This is a genomic window from Streptomyces sp. NPDC001985, from assembly GCF_040296845.1.
GTDB lineage: Bacteria > Actinomycetota > Actinomycetes > Streptomycetales > Streptomycetaceae > Streptomyces.
Map to the genome: position 1 here is coordinate 127,845 of NZ_JBEOYB010000006.1, position 22,057 is coordinate 149,901.

The following is a 22,057-nucleotide window of genomic DNA, read 5'->3' on the forward strand; positions in this document are numbered from 1 at the left end:
CGTGAAACACCGCCCGGCTCCGGCTGCCCGGCCCGGTCATGACCGGGTCCCGCGCCACCCCTCGGGGTCAACACCACCGGGCACCCCCGCGCCGGCCTCATAGGGCTCCCGGGTGAACACAAAGGACGCGAGGTCGAGATGGCGGACCGAGCCGTCCTCCCGGCGCACCACCCGCAGGGTCTCGCCCGCGTAGTAGCCGTCCTGGCCGACCCAGGTCCCGTCCCCGGCCGGGATGAGGCGCGAGCCCCGGCCTCCACCTCTCAGCGGCTGGATCTCCAGTCCCCCGCCGTCGAGAAGCCGCAGCCCGAACGGATGGGCTCCCCAGTACCAGGGGCCGGTCAGGCCCAGGAGCCCCTGGTCGACCTCCGGAAGGGGCCGCCACGGCTCCGGAATGCGCGGTTCGCCCTCCGCCACCAACCGCACAAGATCGGCGGCCACAGCGCCGGGGAGAGGCCCTGAGGTGGCATTGGCGAGCACCACCGCGGCGACCGCGTCCTCCGTGCTCACCCAGAGGCAGGCGACAAAGCCGGGGAGCGAACCGGTGTGGCCCACGAGGGTCCGTCCATCTCTCCGTACGATCTGCACACCCAGCCCATAGGTGCTGTCCCAGTCGCCGGCCTCGGCGGGGGCGGACGGGGTGCGCATCTCCGCCACCGAGGAGGCCCGGAGGACCCGGTCGTCGCCCTCCGTGAGGAAGACCGCGAACCGGCAGAGATCAGCGACCGTCGACCAGAGCTGTCCCGCCGGGGCCATCAGCCCGAGGTCCTCGGCGGGCTCGGGCAGCAGCACATCGGCCCAGGGGTGGACCGCCCACCCCTCCGCACAGGGGCTCTGCGGCTGGACGCTCGTACGCGTCAGGCCCAGGGGTTCGAGGATCTCGCCCCGCAGAACGCTCTCCCAGGAGGCACCGCGTACGGCTTCGACCAGCGAACCCAGCAGGGTGTAGCCCGTATTGGAGTAGTGGTGCCGGCGGCCGGGAGGGTGCGGAACCGGCTCCTCCCCGAGCACATCGGCGAGCTGGGGCCGGAGCGCCCCCGGGGTCCGCTCCCACCAGGGCGCGGGCGACTCGGCGCCCAGGCCGGCGGTGTGGCCGAGCAGTTGGGCGATGGTCACCTCGCCCACGCCGGTACCCGGGAGGTGCTTCTCCAGGGGGTCACCGAGATCGAGCAGCCCCTCGTCCCGGAGCCTCATCACCAGCACGGCGGTGAAGGTCTTGGTGAGCGAGCCGATCCGGTACTGGGTGTCGACGGACCGGTCCCCCTCGGCCGAGGGGCGGGCCTCGGTCCACACCAACCGCCCCTCCCTGGCCACTCCGGCGACGAGAGAAGGCGCACGCCCCTCCGACTGGGCGGTGGCGACACGGTGCAGAAGGGCCCGCTCCGTCGTGGGGAGCAGCGCCGTCAAGGGTGAAGTCATGGGGCAGGTCTACCTAAATCACCGGGCGGAGTCGACTCCGGAGCCCCGAGGGGAGGGCGACCGGCGCCACAGCACCGGACATACTCCCTATGGGCCTATGGGCGGGAGACCGATGGGACCCCGCGGCGGCGAACCGCGCCCCGGCACCGGGGACCTCCCACCGGCAGCGCCGGACCCGGCGGCCGGACACCGGCACCCGCGGCCGGTCCGGAGGACAGGATCACGTCTGTGCCATGTCCACAAAGCGGGAGTAGTGCCCCTGGAACGCCACGGTGATGGTGGCCGTGGGGCCGTTACGGTGCTTGGCGACGATCAGGTCCGCCTCGCCGGCGCGCGGGGACTCCTTCTCGTACGCGTCCTCGCGGTGGAGCAGGATCACCATGTCGGCGTCCTGCTCGATGGAGCCGGACTCGCGGAGGTCGGAGACCATCGGCTTCTTGTCGGTGCGCTGCTCGGGACCACGGTTCAGCTGGGAGAGCGCGATCACCGGCAGCTCCAGCTCCTTCGCCAGCAGCTTGAGGTTTCGCGACATGTCGGAAACCTCCTGCTGGCGGCTCTCGGCGCGCTTGGAGCCGCCGGACTGCATCAGCTGGAGATAGTCGATGACGACCAGCTTCAGGTTGTTGCGCTGCTTCAGCCGCCGGCACTTCGCGCGGATCTCCATCATCGACAGATTCGGGGAGTCGTCGATGTAGAGCGGCGCCTGGGAGACATCCGGCATCCGCCGGGCGAGCCGGGTCCAGTCCTCGTCGGTCATCGTGCCGGAGCGCATATGGTGCAGCGCCACCCGGGCCTCGGCGGACAGCAGACGCATCGCGATCTCGTTGCGCCCCATTTCGAGGGAGAAGATCACGCTGGGGAGGTTGTTCTTGATGGAGCAGGCGCGGGCGAAGTCCAGCGCGAGGGTGGACTTTCCCATCGCGGGGCGGGCCGCGATAACGATCATCTGGCCCGGGTGGAGACCGTTCGTCAGGGAGTCGAAGTCCGTGAAGCCGGTGGGCACCCCGGTCATCTCTCCGCTGCGGGAGCCGATCGCCTCGATCTCGTCGAGCGCGCCCTCCATGATCTCGCCGAGCGGCAGATAGTCCTCGCTGGTGCGCTGCTCGGTGACGGCGTAGATCTCGGCCTGGGCGGAGTTGACGATCTCGTCGACATCGCCGTCCGCCGCGTATCCCATCTGCGTGATCTTGGTGCCGGCCTCCACCAGCCGCCGGAGCACCGCCCGCTCGTGGACGATCTCCGCGTAGTACGAGGCGTTGGCCGCGGTCGGCACGGACTGGACCAGGGTGTGGAGATAGGGCGCTCCACCGACCCGGGTGATCTCACCGCGCTTGACCAGTTCGGCGGCGACGGTGATCGGGTCGGCCGGCTCGCCCTTGGCGTAGAGGTCGAGGATGGCCGTGTAGACCGTCTCGTGGGCGGGCCGGTAGAAGTCATGGCCCTTGATGATCTCCACGACATCGGCGATGGCGTCCTTGGAGAGGAGCATGCCGCCCAGAACGGACTGCTCGGCGTCCAGGTCCTGGGGCGGAACCCGCTCGAAGCCGGGGGAGCCCCCGTCCCAGCCGCCGCTGTCGCTGCCGCGCTCGTGCTGGTCGTCACGGCCACCGCGCTGGTCGTTGCGGCGCTGGCGGGAGACGGGCAGACGATCACTGGGGCCGCCGTCGGCCGCCCACGGGTCGTCCAAGGGCTCGGAAATGCTCAACCGGGCCACCTCCTCCGTCCGCTCAGCGGACCTAGCCGTGCCCCTCTTTCTACGGCACGGCACTGACAAAACGAGTGGCCCAACTCCGCTTCCGGCGCGTCGGGCGACGGTCCACGGTAGGCCCCCGGGCACCGTCAGCCAATCTGGTTATCCACAGGCCATGTGGACGAGTGACCCAATGCTGTGGAGAACCTGGCAGAACCTGTGCACGGACCGGGGGACAGCACTGTGGACAAAATCATGTCGCGCTCAGGAGACCATCTCTGACCTGCATGTTTTCCATCCACTGGCTGTGGGGGAGAAAAACTTTCCCGACCGGGCCAAGATCAGAACAAACGGCGCACACCCCAGCCGCCACCGCGACTGAATGTAAGCGTCAGTAGTCAATTGCATCTCTTACCTGTGGAAGATTACATTGAGCGCATGACACAGGCCCCCGCGCTCCCCAAGGCTCTACGGCGACGCCATGACCGAGAGATCATCGCACTCGCCGTCCCCGCCTTCGCGGCCCTTGTCGCCGAGCCGCTGTTCCTGATGGTCGACAGCGCCATCGTCGGGCACCTCGGCACGCCCCAACTCGCCGGGCTCGCCATCGCCGCGGCCCTGCTGATGACCGGGGTCAGTGTCTTTGTCTTCCTCGCCTACGCCACCACCGCCGCCGTCGCCCGGCGCGTCGGCGCCGGAGACCTCCCCGCCGCCATCCGCCAGGGCATGGACGGCATCTGGCTGGCGATCATCCTGGGCGTGGCCGTCGTCGCCGTCACCCTTCCATCGGCACCCTGGCTCGTCGATCTCTTCGGAGCCTCCGACACCGCCACCCCCTACGCCATCACCTATCTGCGGATCTCGATCCTCGGCATCCCCGCGATGCTGATCGTCCTCGCCGCGACCGGCGTTCTGCGCGGCCTCCAGGACACCCGGACACCGCTCTATGTCGCCATCGGCGGCTTCACCGCCAACGCGGTCCTCAACGCGGGGCTGGTCTACGGCGCCGGCCTCGGCATCGCGGGTTCCGCCTGGGGCACGGTGATCGCCCAGTGCGGCATGGCCGCCGCCTATCTCATTGTCGTCGTACGCGGGGCCCGCCGGCACCACGCCTCGCTCCGCCCCGACGTCGCGGGCATACGGGCCAGCGCCCAGGCCGGTGTCCCGCTGCTGGTCCGCACCCTCTCCCTGCGCGCCGTCCTGATGATCGCCACCGGAGTCGCGGCCCGGCTGGGGGACGCCGAGGTCGCCGCCCATCAGATCGTTCTCTCCCTGTGGAGCCTGATGGCCTTCGCCCTCGACGCCATCGCCATCGCCGGACAGGCCATCATCGGCCGCTATCTGGGAGCCGGCGACGCCGACGGCGCCCGTCAGGTCTGCCGCCGGATGGTCCAGTGGGGTATCGCCTCCGGAGTGGCGCTGGGGCTGCTCCTGGTCGTCGCCCGGCCGCTCTTCGTGCCCCTGTTCACCAGCGACCCGGCCGTCCACGACAGTCTGCTCCCCGCGCTGCTGGTGATCGCCGTCTGCCAGCCCGTCGCCGGGGTGGTCTTCATCCTCGACGGTGTTCTGATGGGCGCCGGAGACGGCCCCTATCTCGCCCGGGCGATGCTGGTGACCCTGGCGGTCTTCGCACCCGTGGCGCTGCTCATCCCGGTCCTCGGTGGCGGACTGACGGAGGTCTGGTGGGCCATGACCCTGATGATGACCGTCCGGATGGCGACCCTGTGGCTGCGGACCCGGTCCGGCCGCTGGATCGTCACCGGCGCCACGCGCTGAGCGGGCGCCGCACCGCACGCCACCGCACGCCACGGCACAGCACGGCACGGCACCCAGCACCTGGCCATCCGGCCGCCCAGTACCGCCCGACGCGAGCGCACTGTTTCACGTGAAACACACGCGGCTCCCGAAGCCGTGCTCCGGAGATTCCGAAAGACGAAGGGGCCGCACCCGATGGGTGCGGCCCCTTCTACAGCTCAGTCATACGCGGCACTCAGGCGGCGATGACCTCGACGCCGAGCTTCGCGGCGACCTCGGGGTGCAGACGCACGGACACCTGGTGCGAGCCCAGGGTCTTGATCGGCGAACCGAGCTCGACACGACGCTTGTCGACCTCCGGGCCACCGGCGGACTTGATCGCCGTGGCGATGTCAGCCGGGGTGACGGAGCCGAAGAGACGGCCGGCGTCGCCGGAGCGAACAGCCAGACGCACCTTCACGGCCTCGAGCTTGGCCTTGACCTCGTTGGCCTGCTCGATGGTCGCAATCTCGTGGATCTTGCGGGCGCGGCGGATCTGCGCCACGTCCTTCTCGCCACCCTTGGTCCAGCGGATCGCGAAACCACGCGGGACCAGGTAGTTGCGAGCGTAGCCGTCCTTGACGTCGACGACGTCGCCGGCCGCACCGAGGCCGGAGACCTCGTGAGTGAGGATGATCTTCATGATTCGGTCACCCTCCCTTAGCGCGCGGTGGACGTGTAGGGCAGCAGCGCCATCTCACGGCTGTTCTTGACTGCCGTGGCGACGTCACGCTGGTGCTGCGTGCAGTTGCCGGTGACGCGGCGGGCACGGATCTTGCCGCGGTCGGAAATGAACTTCCGCAGCATGTTCGTGTCCTTGTAGTCCACGTACACGGTCTTGTCCTTGCAGAACGCGCAGACCTTTTTCTTTGGCTTGCGCACAGGCGGCTTCGCCATGGTGTTTCTCCTGTGTGATCAAGAAGTGGGGGTACGAGCGCCCCTGGGAGTGATCCCTTAGAAGGGGGGCTCGTCCGAGTAGCCGCCGCCGGAACCGCTGGAGGCGCCGCCGGAGCTTCCGCCCCAGCTGCCTCCGCCGCCCTGCTGCTGACCGCCGGACGGCGCGCTGGTGGCCCACGGGTCGTCGGCGGGTGCACCGCCGCCGCTCTGCTGGCCGCCACCGGGGCCGCCGCCCCAGCTGTTTCCGCCGCCCTGCTGCTGACCGCCGCCGCCGTACCCACCCTGACCGCCGCGGCCGGTGGTCTTGGTGACCTTGGCCGTGGCGTTCTTGAGACTGGGGCCGACTTCCTCGACGTCCAGCTCGTAGACCGTGCGCTTGACGCCCTCGCGGTCGTCGTAGGACCGCTGCTTGAGCCGGCCCTGCACAACGACGCGCATGCCGCGCTGGAGCGACTCGGCGACGTTCTCCGCCGCCTGACGCCAGACCGAGCAGGTCAGGAAGAGGCTTTCGCCGTCCTTCCACTCATTGGTCTGACGGTCGAAGGTGCGGGGAGTGGACGCGACGCGGAACTTCGCGACCGCCGCACCGGACGGGGTGAAGCGCAGCTCGGGGTCGTCGACAAGATTGCCGACGACCGTGATGACGGTCTCGCCTGCCATGGGGGAACCTCTCGGCGGGGATTGCTTCTGGCTGCTTGCTGCTACTCGAACCCGATATCCGCTGAGCTAGACGCTCAGTGGGTCTCGGGACGGAGGACCTTGGTCCGGAGGACCGACTCGTTCAGGTTCATCTGGCGGTCGAGCTCCTTGACGACCGCAGGCTCGGCCTGAAGGTCGATGACCGAGTAGATGCCCTCGGGCTTCTTCTTGATCTCGTAAGAGAGACGACGACGGCCCCAGGTGTCGACCTTCTCCACCTTTCCGTTGCCCTCACGGACGACGGAGAGGAAGTTCTCGATCAGGGGAGAGACAGCGCGCTCCTCCAGATCGGGGTCGAGGATGACCATCACCTCGTAGTGACGCATGTGGAACCCACCTCCTTTGGACTCAGCGGCCACGGTCGTTCCGTGGCAGGAGGGTCGTGATGCGTAGCAAAGGTGTCTGATTCAACCAGCCGCCACTGACAGCGGCGGAAGATCGGCCTGTGGCCAGGACAGACACCAGTGCAGACCGTACAGAGTACCCGGAGAGGTGCTTCCGGTTGAAATCCAGAGGGAGGGGGCCGCAATCTGTACACATCGGGTGTGCGCAGCGCTACGGTGCGCGGCGCGCCGGCAACGCCAGGAGGTGCCACATGGCACAGGCAGTGCGACGTCAGACCTCCCTCTTCGCCACGGACGGCAAGCCCCACCCCCTCCAGGACACTCTGGTCGCGGTGACGCTGGTGCTGGGCGTTCTCGCCTTCATCACGTCGTTGTTCCACCACCTCCACCTGCTCAGCTCCTGGGCCGGGCTGGTGGGAATCCTCACGGGCGGCTACGGCCAGTTCATCTCGGTGACGACCCGCGAGCGCACCGCGCTGATCATCGGCCTCGGTGCCTCCGCTTTCGGGTTCTTCCTCGGGATGGCCCACGGCGGTCTCTTCGGCGGGGTCTTCTGACCGGCCCTCCGGAGTCCCGGGTCCTCGGCGGCGGCGCACACCCGCGCGGCCGCTGTGGACCCTGCGGCCATTTGGGGTGATCCCGAGCCCAGTAGGCTTCGGCGCGAGAGCCGGAGCCCCTGACCCATGGGGACACACCTGCCGAGGAGCGCCCCGCATGAGCCTGACCCTGAGGACCATCAGCCGAGAGCAGCATCTGGCGTACATCCAGTCCCTGCCATCGGCCAGTCACTGCCAGGTCCCGGCGTGGGCTGATGTGAAGACGGAATGGCGCTCGGAGAATCTGGGCTGGTTCGACAAGACGGGCCGGCTCGTCGGAGTCGGCCTGGTGCTCTACCGCCAGTTGCCCAAGATCAAGCGGTATCTCGCCTATCTGCCCGAGGGCCCGGTCATCAACTGGTACGCGCCCAACCTGGACGACTGGCTCCAGCCGATGCTCGCCCATCTCAAGCAGCAGGGCGCCTTCTCCGTGAAGATGGGTCCGCCGGTGGTCATCCGGCGCTGGGACGCCCCCGCGATCAAGTCGGGCATCCAGGACCCGGATGTGAAGCGCCTGAAGGACGTCGAGGCGACGCACATCGAGCCCCGCGCCTTCGAAGTGGCCGACCGGCTCCGGAAGATGGGCTGGCAGCAGGCCGAGGACGGCGGCGCCGGCTTCGGCGACGTGCAGCCCCGGTACGTCTACCAGGTGCCACTGGCCAACCGCTCGCTCGACGATGTCCTCAAGGGCTTCAACCAGCTCTGGCGGCGCAACATCAAGAAGGCCGAGAAGGCCGGTGTCGAGGTCGTGCAGGGCGGCTACCACGACCTGGAGGAGTGGCAGCGGCTGTACGAGATCACCGCGGTGCGCGACCGCTTCCGGCCGCGCCCGCTGTCGTACTTCCAGCGGATGTGGTCGGTCCTGAACACCGAGGACCCCAACCGGATGCGGCTGTACTTCGCGCGCCACAACGGGGTGAACCTCTCCGCCGCGACGATGCTGGTCGTCGGAGGGCACGTCTGGTACTCGTACGGCGCCTCCGACAACATCGGGCGCGAGGTCCGGCCGTCGAACGCGATGCAGTGGCGGATGCTGCGGGACGCGTACGCCATGGGCGCCACCGTCTACGACCTGCGCGGCATCAGCGACTCCCTCGACGAGACGGACCACCTCTTCGGTCTCATCCAGTTCAAGGTCGGAACGGGCGGCGAGGCCGTCGAGTACGTCGGCGAGTGGGACTTCCCGCTCAACAAGCTTCTGCACAAGGCGCTCGACATGTATATGTCGCGCCGCTGACGCGACGGGCCGGGGCGGCTGCTCCGCTGCTGACGCCGCCCGCGCCCACGCCGTAACCTCGTAGATTCCGTACACCTCCGACACCACCGCAGCCACCAGAAAGGTTCCGGGCCGGCCCATGGCGCTCTCCCTGTACGTCGACACCACGCGCTGGCGGGCGCACCAGAAATCCGTGATCGACCAGTTCCCCGGCCTGGTGCCGGTCTGCAAGGGGAACGGCTACGGCTTCGGCCACGAGCGGCTCTCCGAGGAGGCGTCCCGCTTCGGCTCCGACATGCTGGCCGTGGGCACCACCTACGAGGCGGCCCGGATCAAGGACTGGTTCAGCGGCGATCTGCTCGTCCTCACCCCGTTCCGCCGGGGCGAGGAGCCGGTTCCGCTGCCCGATCGCGTGGTGCGCTCGGTCTCCTCGGTCGACGGGGTGCACGCCCTGGTCGGCGCCCGGGTTGTCATCGAGTGCATGAGCTCGATGAAGCGCCACGGCGTCTCAGAGCAGGATCTGCACCAGCTGACGGGCGCCATCGACGATGTGCGGCTGGAGGGCTTCGCCATCCATCTGCCGCTGGACCGCACGGACGGGTCCGACGCGGTCGAGGAGGTCATCGGCTGGATGGACCGGCTGCGGAACGCCCGGCTGCCGCTCCACACCATGTTCGTCAGCCATCTGCGCGCCGAGGAGCAGGCGAGGCTCCAGCAGCAGTTCCCGCAGACCCGCTTCCGGGCCCGTATCGGCACCCGGCTGTGGCTCGGCGACCACGACTCGACCGAGTACCGCGGCGCGGTGCTCGATGTCACCCAGGTCTCCAAGGGGGACCGGTTCGGCTACCGCCAGCAGAAGGCCGCGTCCGACGGCTGGCTGGTCGTCGTCGCCGGCGGCACCTCGCACGGGGTGGGCCTGGAGGCGCCGAAGGCGCTGCACGGGGTGATGCCGCGGGCCAAGGGGGTCGCCCGCGCCGGTCTGGCGACGGTCAACCGGAATCTCTCGCCGTTCGTGTGGGCGGGCAAGCAGCGCTGGTTCGCCGAGCCCCCGCACATGCAGGTGTCGATCCTCTTCGTCCCCTCGGACGCCCAGGAGCCGAGGGTCGGCGACGAGCTGGTGGCGCATCTGCGCCACACCACGACCCAGTTCGACCGGCTGGTCGACCGCTAGGACGACGGCCGGCCCCGGGGCCCTACCGCTCGGTGGGGCCCGTCGGCGGGCCCCCGGCGGTCTCCCGGGGCACGGTGCCCCACTGGGTCCTCGGGCCCTCGGGCGGCTGCTCCCGGTGAGCGGCGGCCCGCCCTCGTACGAAGACGTCCTCGGCCCCGTCGAGCACCCCGCCCGACGGGTCGTCCGAGCCGTCCTGCCGTACGCCGTCGTGCTCCGGCAGGAGAATGTCGCGGACCACCACGGCGCACAGATACAGCGTTCCCAGCAGATGCAGGGCGACCGCCACGTGGTAGCCCTCGGCGGGGAGCCCCTGGTGCTTCTCGCCCGTGGTGTAGGCGAGGTACAGCCAGATCCCCAGGAAGTACATGACCTCGCAGACCTGCCAGATCAGGAAGTCCCGCCAGCGTGGCCTGGCCAGCGCGGCGAGCGGGATCAGCCACAGGACGTACTGCGGCGAGTAGACCTTGTTGGTGAGGATGAACGCGGCGACGATCAGGAAGGCGAGCTGGGCGAACCGCGGCCTGCGGGGGGCGTACACGGTGAGCACGCCCATGCCCGCGAAGATCAGCACCATCAGCAGCATCGCGTAGTTGTTCGCCGTCTCCGGCTCGATCACCATGTCCGTGCGCTGCTTGATGATCAGCCACAGTGAGCCGAAGTCGACCTGTCGTTCCTGGCTGAAGGTGTAGAACTTCTTCCACCCCTCGGGGGCCAGCAGCATCACCGGCAGATTCACCAGCAGCCAGACGCCCGCAGCGCCGAAGGTGGCCGTGGCGAACTCGCGCCACCGGCCGGCTCGCCAGCACAGCAGGAAGAGCGGGGCGAGGAGGAGCGCCGGATAGAGCTTGGCGGCGGTGGCCAGGCCGATGAGGACACCGAAGGCCAGGGCCCTGCCCCGGGACCACATCAGCATGGCGGCGGCGGTGAGCGCCACGGCCAGCAGGTCCCAGTTGATGGTGGCGGTGAGGGCGAGCGCGGGCGCCAGCGCCACCAGGAGCGCGTCCCAGGGGCGGCGGCGGTGGGTGCGGGCGACACAGACGGCGAGGACCGCGGTGCAGACCATCAGCATGGCCGCGTTGATCAGCCAGTACACCTGCTGCTGGTTCTGCACGGAGCCGCCGGCGAGATCGAGCCAGGAGGCGACCTGCATGAACAGCCCCGTCAGCACGGGGTACTCCAGGTACGCCATGTCCCCGGGGAGCCGGTCGAAGTACGGGAGCAGCCCCTCCGAGAAGCCGCGCCCCACATAGAGGTGCGGGATGTCGGAGTAGCAGGCGTGCGTGTACTGCGAGTTCACCCCGCGGAACCAGGCCCAGTTGTAGCAGGGCATCTTCTGCACCATGCCCAGCGCGTACATGCCGATGGCCACCAGGGCCACGACCCGAACGGGGTTGAGGTAGCCGGCCGGGGAGCGCAGGGCGTAGCGGCCGGCCGGGCCGCCGATCAGCTCGCTGCCGGAGGCGGCGACGGAGTCCCGCCGCGTGGGCCGTACGTCCGGCCGGTCCTGGTACACGCTCGTCTCTTCTGCGCTGGGCATGGTGCTCATCCTGCCGTACGGGGCCGGGGGTGCGGCGAGGGCCGCCGCCCCGGGTCCACGGGCCGTGCACGGGGCACGGTCGGTGGGCGTCGGGTGCGGCGGCCCTCGTCACCGGCGGAAACCGGGTGGGGTGAGCGGCTCGGGGGTCCTACCCCCAGGGGCCTCCGAAGATGTTGTCTCCCGACTCTCCCGGCTCGCCCGGATTGCCGGGTTCCCCGGGCTCCCCGTTCCCTCCGGGGTCGCCCGGCTCTCCCGGCTCGCCGTTCCCCCCGGGGTCGCCCGGCTCTCCCGGCTCGCCCGGATTGCCGGGTTCCCCGGGCTCCCCGGACGTTCCGCTGTTGTCGTTGCCTCCGTTGCCCGAGCCTCCCGGCTGGCCGCCATTGGCACCGCCCGGATCACCGCAGGCCCAGTCCTCCCACGGGTTGCACGACTCGGACGGGGTCTGCGACGGCGTCTTGGACGGGGTCTGGGAGGGGGTCTGCGACGGGGTCTGGGACGGCGTCTGCGACGGGGTCTGGGACGGCGTCTGCGACGGGGTCGGGGACGGGCTGGTGGCGCCGCCGCCCCAGAAGCCCTCACCGATCGGCTGCGGCTTCGGGAACTTCTTCACGGGCTCGCCCTTGAGCGCGTCCGACATGTACCGCTGCCAGATCTCCGACGGGAACGACGAACCGTGGATCTTGTCCCTGCCGCCCGTGCCGAACATCTCCAGGAAGCCGCGGTTGGCGTTCTTCTCGTTGTCGTCGAGGCGGTACATGTCGATCGCGGTCGACAGCTGCGGGGTGTAGCCGACGAACCAGGCGGACTTGTTGCCATCGGTCGTACCGGTCTTGCCGGCGACCTGGCGGCCCGGGAGACGGGCGTTGTTGCCGGTGCCGTCCTCGTCCTCGACGACATCCCTGAGGACATCGGTCACATTGCGGGCGATGTTCTCGGTGAAGGCCCCGACGGGCTCGTCCTCGTGCTGGTAGATGGTCGCGCCGCGCTTCTTGACGTGGTCGACGCTGTACGGGTCCCGCCGCTCGCCGTCGGCGGCGAAGGTGCCGTACGAGCTGGCCATCCGGATGGCGCTCGGGCTGGAGATGCCGATCGAGAACGAGGGGACGTTGGCCTTGTCGAGCGACTCCGGGAGCAGCCCCGCGTCCTCGGCGGCCTGCCGCACCTGCGGGATGCCGATGTCCATGCCCAGCTGCACGAAGGGCGAGTTGGCGGAGACGATCATGGCTTCCCGCAGGTTGATGTCGATGTAGTCCTCATCGCCGTCATTGACCTGGAAGAGCTCCTCGCCCTTCTCGTTCCGCCAGACCTCGCCGTTGTACTTCTTGATCCTGAGCTTGTTCTTGCCGTTGTAGATCGTCTTGTCGGGGTTGATCAGCGTGCGCTGCTCCAGCGACTGCTCCGGCCCGAGCCGGGGATCGCGCACACCGTCGCGCATCGCGGCGGCGAGCACATACGGCTTGAAGGTCGATCCGACCTGGGCACCCGTGGTGTCGGCGTTGTTGGTGAAGTGCTTGGTGGCGTCCTCACCGCCGTAGATCGCGACGATCTTCCCGGTCTCCGGCTCGACCGAGGCGCCACCGAACTGGACATGGGTGTCCTTCTTCGGGCGCTTCTTGGGGTCGATGTTCTCCTTGCGGACCTTGTTGACCGCCGCTTCGAGCTTCATGACCTTCTCCTTGTTGAAGGTCGTGTGAATCTCGTAGCCGCCCTGTGCCAGGTCGCGGGCCTCTATGCCCCTCTCGTTGTTGGAGAGGAAGTTCGCCTTGGCGAGGTCGACCAGATAGCCGATCTGCCCGCCGAGCTTCGCGCCCTTGCGCACCGGGTCCGGCATCGGGAAGCCGTCCTGGAGGAACTTGTCGCGTTCGGCGGCGTCCAGGTGCTTGTCCTTGACCATCTCGTGGAGAATCCACTGCCAGCGGTCCTTCGCGCGGGCGCTGTTCTTCTCCTTGGTCGCGGCGGGGTTGAGGTCGGTCGCTCCCGCAGGGTCGTACCAGGTCGCGCCCTTCAGCAGCGAGGCGAGGACGGCGCACTCGCTGGCGTTCAGCTTCTGGGCGTCCTTCCCGTAGTACGTACGGGACGCGGCCTGTATGCCGTACGCGCCCCGGCCGTAGTACGAGGTGTTCAGGTAGCCCGCCATGATCTCGCGCTTGGTGACATTGCTGTCGATCTTGATGGAGATGAACAGCTCCTTGAACTTGCGGCTCAAGGTCTGCGACTGGTCGTCGAGGCGCGCGTTCTTCACATACTGCTGGGTGATGGTGGAGCCGCCCTGGGTGTCCTGGCCCTTGGCCATGTTCACCAGGGCACGGCTGATGCCCATCGGGTCGATGCCCTCGTCGTCCCAGAAGGTCTTGTTCTCCGCCGAGATCACGGCGTTCTGCATGTCCTTCGGGATCTGGTCGAGCCCGATGTTCTGCCGGTTGATCTCACCACCGGTGGCGGCCATCTGGGTGCCGTCGTCCCAGTAGTAGACGTTGTTCTCCGCCTCGGCGATCTTGGCCGGGTCGGGCACCCCGACCATGGCGTAGGCGATGGTCGCGGCGGTCATCAGGCTGCCGAGGAAGGCCAGGCAGAGCCCGGTCACCAGCTTCCACGACGGCATCCAGCGGCGCCATCCGTACTTGTCGTGGCGGGGGTAGTCGATCAGCCGCTTCTTGCCGGGGCGTCCCCCCCGGCCCTCGTGGTGCCCACCGCCGCCACCGCCCCGGCGGCCACCGCCCCGGCCGCCGCGGCCGGCGCCCGCGCCTCCTTCGGTGCGCCGTCGGCCACCGCGCTGCGCGGCACGGCGCGCCTCGGCCCGCCCGCCGTAGGGCCGCTCCTCACTGTGCGACACGGAGGCGGAACCCGTGGTCTCTCTGGGCTGTGCGGCGCGCCGGCCGGGGGAAGACTGCTGGGCGGTGCGTCTGGCAGCCGCACGCCCGCCGCCTTGCGGCTGTGGCGGTTTGCGACGGTGCTCGCTCATCGAACGACTACTCCTCGGGCAGGCGAGACGCCTGGAAGCGGCAGGTGAGTTCCGGTCCCCCCGAAATGGATTCGGGCCGGCCCGGCGAAAGGCTTGCCCGCTGTGCATCCACGACGATGACGTCTTCAGACGTCACATGGTTCCCGGCGGACTGCATCCGCACAGACTACGCACGGTCAAAACTCCCCTAGGACCGAAGTTCACCCCAAATCAGGCAAGTTGCGCTCAACGATTTGATGATGTGACGCCGTTCACGATGGCCCCCCTTGTCGCAGCAGGAACACGGGCCTATCGTGCTGATGTATCGAGTCGATACATCAGCACGGCATAGACGGCTGGGACGGCGAAGGAGGGCGATGGTGAGCAGACGCTCCGGCATCCTTGAGTTCGCTGTGCTCGGCCTGCTCCGTGAGGCCCCGATGCACGGCTATGAGCTGCGGAAACGGCTCAATACCTCGCTGGGGATCTTCCGGGCCTTCAGCTACGGGACTCTCTACCCCTGCCTCAAGACGCTGGTCGCCAACGGCCGGTTGATCGAGGAGCCGGGAAGCGCTCCCGAAGATGCCCTCGCCGCCTCGCTCGCGGGACGGCGCGCCAAGATCGTCTACCGGTTGACGGCGGAAGGGAAAGAGCACTTCGAGGAGCTGCTCTCGCACACCGGTCCGGACAGTTGGGAGGACGAGCACTTCGCGGCTCGCTTCGCCTTCTTCGGACAGACGGAGCGCGAGGTGAGGATGCGGGTGCTGGAAGGCCGGCGCAGCCGGCTGGAGGAGCGTCTGGAGAAGATGCGCGCCTCCCTGGCCCGCACCCGGGAGCGCCTCGACGACTACACCCTTGAGCTTCAGCGGCACGGCATGGAGTCCGTGGAGCGCGAAGTGCGCTGGCTGAACGAGCTCATCGAGAGCGAGCGAGCCGGGCGGGACCAGCGAAACCCCGCCACCGGAGGCTCGGCTCAGCAGGACAACACATCTGGGTCGTCGGGCGGCCTGCCCCGGCACAGTGGTGACGGTTCCGCCGGGGGTAACACCCCGCGGGGCGCCGCCCCGCCGGATTCGTCCGACGACACCGCCAACTGAATCCCCGCGGTCCGCAGGGTTTCATCCAAGATCACACAGGGAGCAACCGAATGGGTTCGGTTCGCGTAGCCATCGTCGGCGTGGGCAACTGCGCCGCCTCACTGGTGCAGGGCGTCGAGTACTACAAGGACGCCGACCCGGACGGCAAGGTGCCGGGTCTCATGCACGTCCAGTTCGGCGAGTACCACGTCCGGGACGTCGAGTTCGTGGCGGCCTTCGACGTCGACGCCAAGAAGGTCGGCCTCGACCTGGCGGACGCCATCGGCGCCAGCGAGAACAACACCATCAAGATCTGCGATGTGCCGAACAGCGGTGTCACCGTGCAGCGCGGTCACACGCTCGACGGTCTCGGCAAGTACTACCGCGAGACCATCGAGGAGTCCCCCGAGGCCCCGGTGGACATCGTCCAGGTCCTCAAGGACCAGCAGGTCGACGTTCTGGTCTGCTACCTGCCGGTCGGCTCCGAGGCCGCCGCGAAGTTCTACGCGCAGTGCGCCATCGACGCCAAGGTCGCGTTCGTCAACGCTCTCCCGGTCTTCATCGCCGGCACCAAGGAGTGGGCGGACAAGTTCACCGAGGCGGGCGTCCCGATCGTCGGTGACGACATCAAGTCGCAGGTCGGCGCGACGATCACGCACCGTGTGATGGCGAAGCTCTTCGAGGACCGGGGCGTCATCCTGGACCGCACGATGCAGCTGAACGTCGGCGGCAACATGGACTTCAAGAACATGCTGGAGCGGGAGCGCCTGGAGTCGAAGAAGATCTCCAAGACGCAGGCCGTCACCTCGCAGATCCCCGACCGCGAGCTGGGCGAGAAGAACGTCCACATCGGCCCGTCCGACTATGTGGCGTGGCTGGACGACCGCAAGTGGGCGTACGTCCGCCTTGAGGGCCGCGCCTTCGGTGATGTCCCGCTGAACCTGGAGTACAAGCTGGAGGTCTGGGACTCCCCGAACTCCGCCGGTGTCATCATCGACGCGGTCCGCGCCGCGAAGATCGCCAAGGACCGCGGTATCGGTGGCCCGATCCTCTCCGCGTCCTCGTACTTCATGAAGTCCCCGCCGGTGCAGTACTTCGACGACGAGGCGCGCAACCAGGTCGAGAAGTTCATCGCGGGTGAGGTCGAGCGCTAAGCGCTCACCCTCTGTACGGCCGTACAGCGCTGAGGGTCCCCGGGTCGCGCGCCCGGGGACCCTCCTCGTGTGTGACGCTTGATCACATGCCCGTCGTAGGTGATCTGCGCATACTCCTGCGCCTGACCGACTTCCGCCGACTGCTGACGGTCCGGCTGCTCTCCCAGTCGGCCGATGGCGTCTATCAGGTCGCGCTCGCCACCTATGTGGTGTTCTCCCCGGAGAAACAGACCTCGCCCGCCGCCATCGCCTCGGCCATGGCCGTGCTGCTGCTGCCCTACTCCCTGGTCGGACCGTTCGCCGGCGTACTGCTGGACCGGTGGCAGCGGCGGCAGGTCTTTCTGTACGGGAATCTGCTGCGGGCCCTTCTCGCGTGCGGCACCGCCCTGCTGATCATCGCCTCCGTGCCCGACTGGCTCTTCTACGCCTCGGCCCTCTGTGTGACGGCGGTCAACCGCTTTGTGCTGGCGGGACTCTCGGCCGCGCTGCCGAGGGTGGTCGACCAGGAGCGGCTGGTGATGGCCAACTCGCTCTCCCCGACGGCGGGCACCCTGGCCGCCACCGCCGGCGGCGGACTCGCCTTCGTGGTCCGGCTGGTGTCGGAGAACTCCGACGCGGCGGTCGTACTGCTCGGCGCCTCGCTCTATCTCTGCTCGGCACTGGCCTCCCTGCGCATGGGACGCCATCTCCTCGGACCCGACAGCGCCCCCGCCCAGCCCCGGATCACCGCCGCCATCGCCTCCACCGCGCGCGGCATGGTGAGCGGACTGCGCCATCTCGCCGAGCGGCCGGCCGCCGCCCGGGTGCTGGTCGCGATGACGCTGATGCGGTTCAACTACGGGGCGCTGACGGTGATGGTCCTGATGCTCTGCCGCTACGCCTGGTACGAGAACGAGCAGGACGGGCTGGCCATGCTCGGGCTGGCCCTGGGCGTCTCGGGAGCCGGGTTCTTCGCGGCGGCCGTGGCGACTCCCTGGGCCATCGGAAGGTTCGGCCGGTACGGCTGGCTGGTGATCTGCGCGGCGGCGGCAGCCGTTCTGGAGCCGGCCCTGGGACTGCTGTTCGCTCCCGGACCGATGCTGGCGGCCGCCTTCATCCTGGGGTTCATCACCCAGGGGTCCAAGATCACCACCGATACCGTTGTCCAGACCTCGGTGGACGACGCCTACCGGGGACGGATCTTCTCCCTCTACGACGTCCTCTTCAATGTGGCGTTCGTGGGTGCGGCGGGGGTGGCGGCACTGATCCTGCCCACCGACGGGCGGTCGGCCTCACTGGTCGTTCTGGTGGCGCTGATCTACGCGGGGATCGCCGTCACCATGGCGCAGTGGCGACGGACCAGCGTGACGCGGTGAAGAGTGAAGGGCGATGTTTCACGTGAAACATCGCCCATCACTCTTCCAGGCCTCACCCTCACGGGCATCGGCACCGCTCCATGTTTCACGTGAAACATGGCGGAGCCGCACACCGGGGGCTCACTCGGCGTTCTGCGCCGCCCACCACTCCTTGAGGGCCACGACAGCGGCCTCCCGCTCCATGGGGCCGTTCTCCAGACGCAGCTCCAGCAGGAAGGCATAGGCCCTGCCGATCACCGGGCCGGGCCCCACCTCCAGAATCTCCTGGATCTGGTTGCCATTGAGATCGGGACGGATGGCGTCCAGCTCCTCCTGGCTCTTCAACTGCTCGATCCGCTCCTCCAGCCCGTCATAGGCACGGGACAGCGCGGTCGCCTTGCGCTTGTTGCGGGTGGTGCAGTCCGAGCGGGTCAGCTTGTGGAGCCTGCTCAGCAGCGGGCCCGCGTCGCGGACATAGCGCCGCACCGCCGAGTCGGTCCACTCCCCGGTCCCGTAGCCGTGGAACCGCAGATGCAGCTCCACCAGCCGGGACACATCCCTGACGATCTCATTGGAGTACTTGAGGGCGGTCATCCGCTTCTTGGTCATCTTCGCCCCCACCACCTCGTGGTGGTGGAAGGAGACCCGGCCGTCCTTCTCGAACCGGCGCGTCCTCGGCTTGCCGATGTCATGGAGGAGCGCGGCGAGCCGCAGCACCAGGTCGGGACCGTCCTCCTCCAGATCGATGGCCTGCTCCAGGACGATCAGGGAGTGGTCGTACACATCCTTGTGCCGGTGGTGTTCATCGCTCTCCAGGCGCAGCTCCGGCAGCTCCGGCAGCACATGAGCGGCGAGGCCGGAGTCGACCAGCAGGGCGAGCCCCTTGCGGGGGTGGGAGGAGAGGATCAGCTTGTTCAGCTCCTCGCGCACCCGCTCGGCGGAGACGATCTCGATGCGCTCCGCCATGTCCTTCATGGCAGCGACCACCTCGGGGGCCACTTCGAAATCGAGCTGGGCAGCGAAACGGGCGGCCCGCATCATGCGCAGGGGATCGTCGGAGAAGGACTCCTCGGGGGTGCCGGGTGTCCGCAGCACCCGGGCGGCGAGGTCCTCCAGACCCTGGTGCGGGTCGATGAACTCCTTCTCCGGCAGCGCGACAGCCATCGCGTTCACCGTGAAGTCGCGGCGGACGAGGTCCTGCTCGATGGAATCGCCGTAGGACACCTCGGGCTTGCGCGAGGTTCTGTCGTACGCCTCGGAGCGGTAGGTGGTGACCTCGATCTGATAGCCGCTCTTCTGCGCTCCGACCGTGCCGAAGGCGATGCCCACATCCCACACCGAGTCCGCCCACGGGCGGATGATCTTCAAAACATCCTCGGGGCGGGCATCCGTCGTGAAGTCCAGATCGTTGCCGAGCCGGCCGAGCAGGGCATCGCGGACCGAGCCGCCGACCAGGGCGAGGCTGAACCCGGCCTGCTGGAAGCGGCGTGCGAGATCATCGGCTACGGGCGCTACTCGGAGTAGTTCCGCAACCGCACGGCGTTGCACCTGGCTCAGTGCGGTGGGGCTGTCTTCGTTGGCGTTCGGCACAACAGAAGAGGGTACGTGGCCCGCGGCCACCGGCGTTCCCCTTTACCAGCCGCTCCGGGCGCTCTCCGGACGGGTGCAACCGGCCGGATCACGAGGAGGCCGGAGGGCCCTGGCGATCTTGCGGGGCGGTCCGCGGCACTTCGGCCCGCCGCACCTCGTTACCATGCGTGGACGCAATAAGCGACAGCGACCAACGGCATCAGACGACGAGGGACGGACGTGCGCGTGGCCGAGGCGGCAGTTTTCCAGGAGACACCCACCTCTCCTGCCCGCCGGTGGCTGCGCCGCACAGCCTCCGTGATCGTCGGCGCGCCGCTCGTGGCGGGGCTGCTGGGCGGCCCGGCCGCGCCGGCGGCACAGGCAGCCCCGCAGACGGCTCCCCAGGCGGCCTCGGGGTCGCGCACGGTGGATGTGTCGCTCAACACCGTCGCGCCGGCCGCGCCGGTCAAGGGCGACTCGCTCACGATCACCGGCACGGTGGTCAATGAGGGCAGGCAGACCGTCAGCGGCGCCGAGATCGGTCTGCGGGTGGGCGAGCGGCTGATCGGCAGGACGGGGATCGACCGGGCCGCTCAGCGGACCGGCTACAGCCCCGGGCCCGACGGCTCGCCCATCGATGACAAGTTCACCGTGAAACTGCCGAAGCTCGCCTCCGGCATAAGCCAGGACTTCTCGCTCACGGTTCCGGTCTCCGAGCTGGAGCTCGGCGAGGACGGTGTCTATCAGCTCGGTGTGGCCCTGTCGGGCCAGACGCCGAGCGAGCGGTACGAGCACGTCCTGGGCTTCGAGCGGACCTTCCTGCCCTGGCAGCCGGAGGCCCTGGAGAAGCGGACCCGGCTGACCTATCTCTGGCCGTTGATCTCGTCGACCCATCTCAGCTCGGAGACCAGGTCCGACGAGCAGCAGACCCCGGTGTTCGAGGACGAGTCCCTGGCCAAGGAGCTGGCGCCGGAGGGCCGGCTCGGGCAGCTGGTCTCCCTCGGCCGCGATCTGCCCGTCACCTGGGTGATCGACCCCGATCTGCTCTCCACGGTCGAGGCCATGACCGTGGACTACGAGGTCCGGCAGGGCGAGGACACCGTCAAGGGGAAGAACCAGGACGTCGCCAAGGCGTGGCTGAACAACCTCCAGTCGGCGGTCAAGGGCCGCAAGGTGGTGGCGCTGCCGTTCGCCGACCCCGATCTGGCGTCGCTGGCCCACCGGGGGAAGAACGTCTCCGGATCGCTCAGCCATCTTCAGCAGGCGACCGAGGTCGCCGAGTCGACCGTGGAAACGATCATCCACGAGAAGCCGTCCACCGACTTCGCCTGGCCGGTGGAGGGTGCGATCGACTCCTCGATCGTGGATGTCGCCACCTCGGCCGGCGCCGACAAGGTGATCGCCCGGAGCGACAGCCTGCGGGATGATCTGAACTACACGGCCAGCGCCGCCCGCCCGATCGGCGGCGGAACCACGGCCGTGGTCTCCGACGCCCGGCTCTCCACCGCGTTCCAGGGCGACATGCTGAGCACCGGCAGCTCGACGCTCGCGGTGCAGAAGTTCCTCGCGCAGACCCTGGCGGTGACGCTCCAGGACACCGATGAGCAGCGGAGCCTGGTCGTCGCCCCCCAGCGGACCCCGACGGTCTCCCAGGCCCAGTCGATGGCCCGAGCCCTGGAGGCCCTGAAGCCGGAGCGCTGGACCCAGTCGATGGATCTCATCGCGGCCTCGGCGTTCAAGCCCGACGCGGGCGCGACCACCAAGGTGCCGCCGGCCTCGCGCTATCCGACTCAGCTGCGCAAGCAGGAGCTGCCGGTCCGGGCGTTCCAGGACATCCGCACGACCCAGAACGCCCTGGACCGGTTCACGGTCATCCTGACCCAGATGGACCGGGTGGAGACACCCTTCGGCCGGGCCATCGACCGGGAGATGTCCACGTCCTGGCGGGGGAGGGCCGCCGAGGCCCAGCAGTACCGCACGGGAGTGCGGGAGAACCTCCAGGTCCTCACCCAAGAAGTCCAGCTGATCCAGAAGTCGCAGATCACCCTGTCGGGCCGGAGTGCCACCATTCCGGTCACCGTCCAGAACCGGCTGATGCAGGAAGTCGACCATCTGGTCCTGAAGCTGCGATCGGACAACGGGGCCCGCCTCAGCCTGGAGGACGGCAACGCCGTCGCCGAGCAGCCCATCGAGGTCAAGGGCGGCCACAGCCAGTCCGTGAAGTTCGACGCGCTGGCGCATGTCAACGGCCAGGTGCGGATGACGGCCCAGCTCTACACCGTGGACGGCGAGCCGTACGGCGAGAAGATGCAGTTCACGGTGAAGGTCTCCGAGATCACCCCGACCGTGATGCTCGTCATCGCGGGCGGTGTCCTGCTGCTCGTCCTGGCCGGTGTGCGGATGTACACCCAGCGCAAGCGGGCCGGCGCGGCGGAGCGGGCGGACGGACCGGAGCAGGTCACACAGGGCTCCGATGGGGACACCGAGAGCCCGGATCGCGGGCAGGCGAGTGACCCGACACCGGACACCGGACCGGAAAGCGGCAACCCGTCGGGCCCGAGTGAGAAAGTGGACCGTTGAGCGATGTCGTGGCCGGCCGGCCGGGGACGATGAGGTGGGGTAG

The 22,057-nt window shown here is 68.8% G+C and carries 17 protein-coding genes; 8 read left to right on the top strand and 9 right to left on the bottom strand.

Annotated elements, in window-relative coordinates:
- Positions 1–36: 36 nt before the first annotated feature.
- Together ABT122_RS04365 and dnaB are read right to left on the bottom strand one after the other, a co-directional pair.
- Positions 37–1,416, bottom strand: coding sequence for a serine hydrolase domain-containing protein (locus tag ABT122_RS04365; protein ID WP_351545106.1), 1,380 nt, complete (start codon positions 1,414–1,416; stop codon positions 37–39).
- A gap of 220 nt (positions 1,417–1,636) precedes the next feature.
- Positions 1,637–3,103: a replicative DNA helicase gene (dnaB, locus tag ABT122_RS04370; RefSeq protein ID WP_351545173.1), complete on the bottom strand. Its 1,467-nt coding sequence runs from the start codon at positions 3,101–3,103 to the stop codon at positions 1,637–1,639.
- Positions 3,104–3,544: 441 nt separating this feature from the next.
- On the opposite strand from dnaB, the gene ABT122_RS04375 reads away from it, so the two are divergent.
- Complete coding sequence (locus ABT122_RS04375) at positions 3,545–4,882, top strand: MATE family efflux transporter (protein ID WP_351545108.1); 1,338 nt, start codon at positions 3,545–3,547, stop codon at positions 4,880–4,882.
- A gap of 214 nt (positions 4,883–5,096) precedes the next feature.
- Here the strand turns inward: ABT122_RS04375 and rplI are convergent, their stop codons facing one another.
- The 4 genes from rplI to rpsF form a co-directional block, all read right to left on the bottom strand.
- Positions 5,097–5,543 (bottom strand): 50S ribosomal protein L9, encoded by a 447-nt coding sequence (gene rplI, locus ABT122_RS04380; RefSeq protein ID WP_351545111.1) that lies wholly within the window; start codon positions 5,541–5,543, stop codon positions 5,097–5,099.
- 17 nt (positions 5,544–5,560) lie between these two features.
- Positions 5,561–5,797, bottom strand: a complete 237-nt coding sequence (rpsR, locus tag ABT122_RS04385; protein ID WP_003956534.1) for a 30S ribosomal protein S18 — start codon at positions 5,795–5,797, stop codon at positions 5,561–5,563.
- A 57-nt stretch (positions 5,798–5,854) separates the two neighbouring features.
- Positions 5,855–6,457: a single-stranded DNA-binding protein gene (locus tag ABT122_RS04390; protein ID WP_351545114.1), complete on the bottom strand. Its 603-nt coding sequence runs from the start codon at positions 6,455–6,457 to the stop codon at positions 5,855–5,857.
- A 74-nt stretch (positions 6,458–6,531) separates the two neighbouring features.
- The gene (gene rpsF / locus ABT122_RS04395) at positions 6,532–6,822 is read right to left on the bottom strand and encodes a 30S ribosomal protein S6 (RefSeq protein WP_006604399.1); all 291 of its coding nucleotides are present in this window, start codon (positions 6,820–6,822) and stop codon (positions 6,532–6,534) included.
- A 269-nt stretch (positions 6,823–7,091) separates the two neighbouring features.
- On the opposite strand from rpsF, the gene ABT122_RS04400 reads away from it, so the two are divergent.
- From ABT122_RS04400 to ABT122_RS04410, 3 genes are all read left to right on the top strand, one after another.
- Positions 7,092–7,397, top strand: coding sequence for a hypothetical protein (locus tag ABT122_RS04400; RefSeq protein ID WP_351545117.1), 306 nt, complete (start codon positions 7,092–7,094; stop codon positions 7,395–7,397).
- 157 nt (positions 7,398–7,554) lie between these two features.
- Positions 7,555–8,673, top strand: coding sequence for a lipid II:glycine glycyltransferase FemX (locus ABT122_RS04405; RefSeq protein ID WP_351545120.1), 1,119 nt, complete (start codon positions 7,555–7,557; stop codon positions 8,671–8,673).
- A gap of 118 nt (positions 8,674–8,791) precedes the next feature.
- Positions 8,792–9,823 carry an alanine racemase gene (locus tag ABT122_RS04410; RefSeq protein WP_351545122.1) on the top strand — a complete coding sequence of 344 codons (1,032 nt, stop codon included), beginning with the start codon at positions 8,792–8,794 and terminating at the stop codon, positions 9,821–9,823.
- Between the two features lie 22 nt (positions 9,824–9,845).
- On the opposite strand, the gene ABT122_RS04415 is transcribed toward ABT122_RS04410, so the two are convergent.
- Positions 9,846–11,360 (bottom strand): glycosyltransferase family 87 protein, encoded by a 1,515-nt coding sequence (locus ABT122_RS04415; RefSeq protein WP_351545124.1) that lies wholly within the window; start codon positions 11,358–11,360, stop codon positions 9,846–9,848.
- Between the two features lie 148 nt (positions 11,361–11,508).
- Entirely contained in the window at positions 11,509–14,322 is a 2,814-nt protein-coding gene (locus tag ABT122_RS04420) for a transglycosylase domain-containing protein (protein ID WP_351545127.1), read from the bottom strand.
- Positions 14,323–14,681: 359 nt separating this feature from the next.
- On the opposite strand from ABT122_RS04420, the gene ABT122_RS04425 reads away from it, so the two are divergent.
- The 3 genes from ABT122_RS04425 to ABT122_RS04435 all read left to right on the top strand — a co-directional run bounded on the left by ABT122_RS04425 (position 14,682) and on the right by ABT122_RS04435 (position 17,886).
- Complete coding sequence (locus ABT122_RS04425) at positions 14,682–15,398, top strand: PadR family transcriptional regulator (RefSeq protein WP_351545176.1); 717 nt, start codon at positions 14,682–14,684, stop codon at positions 15,396–15,398.
- 50 nt (positions 15,399–15,448) lie between these two features.
- Positions 15,449–16,531, top strand: coding sequence for an inositol-3-phosphate synthase (locus ABT122_RS04430; RefSeq protein ID WP_351545129.1), 1,083 nt, complete (start codon positions 15,449–15,451; stop codon positions 16,529–16,531).
- A gap of 86 nt (positions 16,532–16,617) precedes the next feature.
- Complete coding sequence (locus ABT122_RS04435) at positions 16,618–17,886, top strand: MFS transporter (RefSeq protein ID WP_351545132.1); 1,269 nt, start codon at positions 16,618–16,620, stop codon at positions 17,884–17,886.
- 120 nt (positions 17,887–18,006) lie between these two features.
- Here the strand turns inward: ABT122_RS04435 and ABT122_RS04440 are convergent, their stop codons facing one another.
- Complete coding sequence (locus ABT122_RS04440; protein WP_351545135.1) at positions 18,007–19,455, bottom strand: CCA tRNA nucleotidyltransferase; 1,449 nt, start codon at positions 19,453–19,455, stop codon at positions 18,007–18,009.
- Positions 19,456–19,680: 225 nt separating this feature from the next.
- Here ABT122_RS04440 and ABT122_RS04445 point away from each other — a divergent pair, with 225 nt between their 5' ends.
- Positions 19,681–22,014 (top strand): DUF6049 family protein, encoded by a 2,334-nt coding sequence (locus ABT122_RS04445; protein WP_351545178.1) that lies wholly within the window; start codon positions 19,681–19,683, stop codon positions 22,012–22,014.
- Positions 22,015–22,057: the final 43 nt, after the last annotated feature.

Excerpts from the sequence above, each read along its gene's own strand:
- ABT122_RS04365 (WP_351545106.1), bottom strand. The coding sequence starts at position 1,416 with ATGACTTCACCCTTGACGGCGCTGCTCCCCACGACGGAGCGGGCCCTT.
- ABT122_RS04375 (WP_351545108.1), top strand. The coding sequence starts at position 3,545 with ATGACACAGGCCCCCGCGCTCCCCAAGGCTCTACGGCGACGCCATGAC.
- rplI (WP_351545111.1), bottom strand. The coding sequence starts at position 5,543 with ATGAAGATCATCCTCACTCACGAGGTCTCCGGCCTCGGTGCGGCCGGC.
- rpsR (WP_003956534.1), bottom strand. The coding sequence starts at position 5,797 with ATGGCGAAGCCGCCTGTGCGCAAGCCAAAGAAAAAGGTCTGCGCGTTC.
- ABT122_RS04390 (WP_351545114.1), bottom strand. The coding sequence starts at position 6,457 with ATGGCAGGCGAGACCGTCATCACGGTCGTCGGCAATCTTGTCGACGAC.
- rpsF (WP_006604399.1), bottom strand. The coding sequence starts at position 6,822 with ATGCGTCACTACGAGGTGATGGTCATCCTCGACCCCGATCTGGAGGAG.
- ABT122_RS04400 (WP_351545117.1), top strand. The coding sequence starts at position 7,092 with ATGGCACAGGCAGTGCGACGTCAGACCTCCCTCTTCGCCACGGACGGC.
- ABT122_RS04405 (WP_351545120.1), top strand. The coding sequence starts at position 7,555 with ATGAGCCTGACCCTGAGGACCATCAGCCGAGAGCAGCATCTGGCGTAC.
- ABT122_RS04410 (WP_351545122.1), top strand. The coding sequence starts at position 8,792 with ATGGCGCTCTCCCTGTACGTCGACACCACGCGCTGGCGGGCGCACCAG.
- ABT122_RS04415 (WP_351545124.1), bottom strand. The coding sequence starts at position 11,360 with ATGCCCAGCGCAGAAGAGACGAGCGTGTACCAGGACCGGCCGGACGTA.
- ABT122_RS04420 (WP_351545127.1), bottom strand. The coding sequence starts at position 14,322 with ATGAGCGAGCACCGTCGCAAACCGCCACAGCCGCAAGGCGGCGGGCGT.
- ABT122_RS04430 (WP_351545129.1), top strand. The coding sequence starts at position 15,449 with ATGGGTTCGGTTCGCGTAGCCATCGTCGGCGTGGGCAACTGCGCCGCC.
- ABT122_RS04435 (WP_351545132.1), top strand. The coding sequence starts at position 16,618 with ATGCCCGTCGTAGGTGATCTGCGCATACTCCTGCGCCTGACCGACTTC.